A 3889-nucleotide genomic window follows, 5' to 3' on the forward strand; every position below is an offset into this window, starting at 1 on the left:
TGAATCGCCCCGGATTTCCTAGACACTTTCCAGGCTCAGTAAATGTTGCTTCTCGAACTCTACCGGTGACAGCTGGTTGTTGAAACCGTGTCGGCGTTTTGGGTTGTAAAACATCTCGATGTAGTCGAACACGTCAGCGCGAGCATCCTGCCTGGTGCTGTAGATCCTTCGTCTAATCCGCTCCCGTTTCAGTAGTTGGAAAAAGCTTTCCGCTACCGCGTTGTCATGGCAGTTGCCACGTCGACTCATGCTGCCAAGCAAGTTGTTGGCTTTCAGGAAGCTCTGCCAGTCGCCGCTGCTGAACTGGCTACCTTGGTCTGAGTGAATCATCACCTCCTGCTTTGGCTTACGCCGCCAAACTGCCATCAGCAATGCATCGATAGCCAGATCGCTGGTCATCTGCGGCTTCATCGACCAACCGATTACCTGCCGCGAAAACAGATCAAGCACAACTGCCAGATACAACCAGCCCTCATAGGTGCGGATGTAGGTGATGTCCGTGACCCAGACCTTGTTGGGTTCGGTGACATTGAATCGGCGCTCCAGGTGATTTGGTGAAGCCACTGGAGGCTTGCCACCATAGCGGCCCGGTCGACGTCGGTACCCGGTCTGCGATCGCAGTCCTTCCAGACGCATCAGTCGAGCAACACGATGCTTGCCGCACGCTTCCCCAAGCTCACGCAGGTCGTCATGGATTTTGCGATAGCCATACACACCGCCGCTCTCCAGCCACGCGTGCTTGATTAGATCAAGCAGACGCTGGTCATCCTTGGCCCGCGCCGACTTCGGTTCAGCCAGCCAGGCGTAGTAACCGCTGGCATGTACTTTCAGAGTCAGGCACAGGCGGCGAACCGGATAGTCAGCGGATAATTGATTGATGAAGGCGTACTTCAGCCGCACTCCTTGGCAAAGTACGCGGCGGCCTTTTTTAGGATGTCTCGCTCTTCGGTCACGCGCTTGAGTTCGGCACGAAGACGGCGCAGCTCAGCTTGCTGATCATCCTCTTGCGCGCGCTGCTCTTGAGGCTTGCTATAGCGCTTCACCCAGGCATACAGGCTGTGAGTCGACATGCCCAAACGAGCAGCGACCTCGGCCACCGGCAGGCCTCGATCGGTCACCTGTTTGACTGCTTCAATCTTGAATTCTTCGGGATAACGCGGGTTGCTCATGGCACCTCCCAATGGGCCGTATTATGAGGCTTGGAGGTGTCTACGAAACTAGGGGCGATTCAGACCGCCCGGATTGGCTACTCCTGCTTCAACCGCTGGGCGATCTGCTCCGGGCTCATGCCGTATTTGAGCTACACCGGAAGATGATGGCTGAGCCATGTGGCCGACTTGCAAAACTTGCGCGCACCCGCCCGATGAGCATCACTTTCGAGGGCTGCAGATACGGCCTTATAGACCTTCCCGGTGCTGTTGCGGCGAACCTCGCGGCTGATCGTCGAGGGATGCACGCCAACCCGTTGCTCTCCTGGCTCTCTGCGGCGCTCAAGCCAGCCTCAATCTGGTAACGTTGCCCCTGAGTCAGTTGCCGGTAATGCATAGTCATCTGCGCTTGAATCCTTCGGTGTGAGAGCCTGGATTCTACCGGTGGCTGGCTCTCTGCCTATCGTTTCAAGCGTTGCACTTATTCTATGAATTCAGTAAGCATTACATTATTGAAATGTAATGCTTCCGTTGTGCGGTGGCATGAGCGCCTTGCTTCGTCATTTCAGCACCGAGGCGCACCAACCTGCAAGGGGCTTGAGCCTACGACGAGAATGTTTGGACAATTACATTTTTGTCATTTTCAGAGCATGCCACCGCATAATCCATATCATTAGCGAGCAACGTCGTTAACGTTTGAGAAGGGTCGACCAGTTGTCGGCAGGTTAAAGACGATGACGCACGAACTTCCTCGAGGGTGGTCGCATTTGCTGTTAGTGTGTTTCGGAAGGCCAGATGGTGTAGGCGTTAGTATTTCTTACTATCTCTATGGGCGGTCGCTTGGCCCCCCTACTCTGTCTTACGCTAGCTTTTAAGGAGCGGTTAAAAAAATGACTCACGAACATAACCATAACACCGAAGCTATGGGTGATAAGCGCTTAATCGCAGCTATTGGCGTTAATACTGCACTAACTCTGGCACAAGTTGTTGGCGGGATACTTTCTGGGAGTTTATCGCTCATAGCTGACGCGCTACATAACTTGAGCGATGCCGCATCACTGGTTATTGCGCTCATCGCACGTAAGATCGGCCGCAGACCGCCAGATGCTTTCAAAACCTTTGGCTACCGGCGCAGTGAAACCATAGCGGCTTTGATCAACTTGGTCACGCTGATTATCGTCGGCCTCTATCTTATCTATGAGGCCGTAGGCCGGTTGTTTTCCCCGCAGCCCATTGAAGGTTGGACAGTGGTCGTGGTCGCAGGAGTAGCCTTGATTGTAGATATCGTCACTGCCTTGCTCACATACACGATGTCTAAGGACAGCATGAACATAAAGGCGGCATTCTTGCACAATGTGTCGGATGCACTTGCGTCCGTCGGCGTGGTTATCGCCGGGACATTGATACTTCTGTATGGCTGGTACTGGACGGATACTGTACTGACACTGATGATTGCTGGTTACGTGCTCTGGCAAGGCTTTAGCATGCTACCTAAAACCATTCACTTGTTGATGGAGGGCGCGCCAGAAGGAGTTTCCATCGCTGACATAATCAATACCATGGAACATGTAAACGACGTTGTGAGTGTTCACCACGTACACGTATGGGAAATCGCTGAGCATACAATCGCACTGGAAGCACATGTTGTCATCAAGAAGGCTAGCCTGCCCGATATTGAACGAGTAAAGACCGATTTAAAACGAGTACTTCATGAACAATTCAAAGTCAACCACTCGACACTTGAAATGGAGCTAGACGGCAGTGCTTGTATCGACACCAGGCAGGCCGACGGTCATCACAGCGAAGCATAAGCCTGCTTTGCGCTCAACGCTGTTGCTAGACAGTTAGCTCGATATCAACGGAGTGAACTTGTGACATCACTCGTTGCCGCTATGTCATCGACCAGAGACATGCTAGCGGCATGTGGCCAAAGCAGTTCTTCACGAGGAGATCAGGCTAGGTCGTGGGCATCCTCGGCATGCTGATGTGACGAGTAAGCCCCCGCAGTCGCTAACGCCGCCGAGGCTCAGAGCCTGCGGCGGACTTGTGCGCGGTAGCGGACGAATGATTCTCCGAACAGTGCTTCCAGCGCCCACTCTTCGGGTGCTATCTGGAAACGGTTCATGTACAGCACTAAAACAACCACGCCCAGCAGGGTCAGAGGCGAGGCCAAGGCCAGCGCCCAGGCCGCAAGGATAATGGCGAAGCCTCAGTACATGGGGTTGCGGCTGTACTGGTAGATGCCAGCCTCCACTAATGCCGAAGCCTGCTGCGGCTGCAATGGATTGACCGTACCGTAGTGCGAGCGCGGCGAAACGACAGTACGCCGGCGAGGCACACGCCGAGCCCCAGGAGCAGTACCGGCAAAGCGATGGTCAGGCGCGCGGTCCATGCCCGTTCGAAGCCCGGCAATTTGGTTCCCGACAAACCCATCAGCACAGCCATCAGGCCCGCCACGAGCAGCGGTGGCACGCGGTTTTCCAGCGCGCTCATAGTGTCATTCCCGTGCCTTGACCACTTCGCTGTTCACCAACTGGCGCAGCGGCTCCGGGCCAAACTCGCTGAGCGCATGACCATTGACAAAAAAGGTCGGCGTGCCACGAACCCCAACGGCCTTAACGTCCTGCATGTCCGTTTCCAGCACGGCGTTGACGCCAGGCGTATGCATGTCCTGGCGGGCCTGCTCCAAGTTCAAACCGACGCGTTCTGCAGCAGCCCATGCCCGCGTTACCTTGGGATCG

At 54.9% G+C, this 3889-nt stretch carries 3 protein-coding genes and 2 pseudogenes; 1 reads left to right on the forward strand and 4 read right to left on the reverse strand.

Annotated features, from left to right (window positions below):
- Positions 1–18: 18 nt before the first annotated feature.
- Both NA637_RS24125 and NA637_RS24130 read right to left on the reverse strand, forming a co-directional pair.
- Positions 19–1169 (reverse strand): IS3 family transposase gene (locus NA637_RS24125; protein WP_256075031.1). Its coding sequence is split into 2 segments (ribosomal slippage): positions 19–926 and positions 926–1169, totalling 1152 coding nucleotides; the frame shifts between segments, so codons are not numbered across the junction.
- Positions 1170–1303: 134 nt separating this feature from the next.
- Positions 1304–1551 (reverse strand): annotated as a pseudogene (locus NA637_RS24130) (helix-turn-helix domain-containing protein); the annotation flags it as partial.
- 487 nt (positions 1552–2038) lie between these two features.
- On the opposite strand from NA637_RS24130, the gene NA637_RS24135 reads away from it, so the two are divergent.
- A complete protein-coding gene (locus NA637_RS24135) occupies positions 2039–2959 on the forward strand; it encodes a cation diffusion facilitator family transporter (RefSeq protein ID WP_256075032.1) in 921 nt (306 codons plus the stop codon).
- 215 nt (positions 2960–3174) lie between these two features.
- On the opposite strand, the pseudogene NA637_RS24140 reads toward NA637_RS24135, so the two are convergent.
- Together NA637_RS24140 and NA637_RS24145 are read right to left on the reverse strand one after the other, a co-directional pair.
- Positions 3175–3641: pseudogene (locus NA637_RS24140) on the reverse strand (methyltransferase family protein).
- Between the two features lie 4 nt (positions 3642–3645).
- Positions 3646–3889 (reverse strand): DsbA family protein (locus NA637_RS24145; RefSeq protein ID WP_256075033.1); only part of this gene is annotated, 244 nt, incomplete at its 5' end.

It is taken from the genome of Stutzerimonas stutzeri (genome assembly GCF_024448935.1).
Taxonomy (GTDB): Bacteria; Pseudomonadota; Gammaproteobacteria; order Pseudomonadales; family Pseudomonadaceae; genus Stutzerimonas; species Stutzerimonas stutzeri_AO.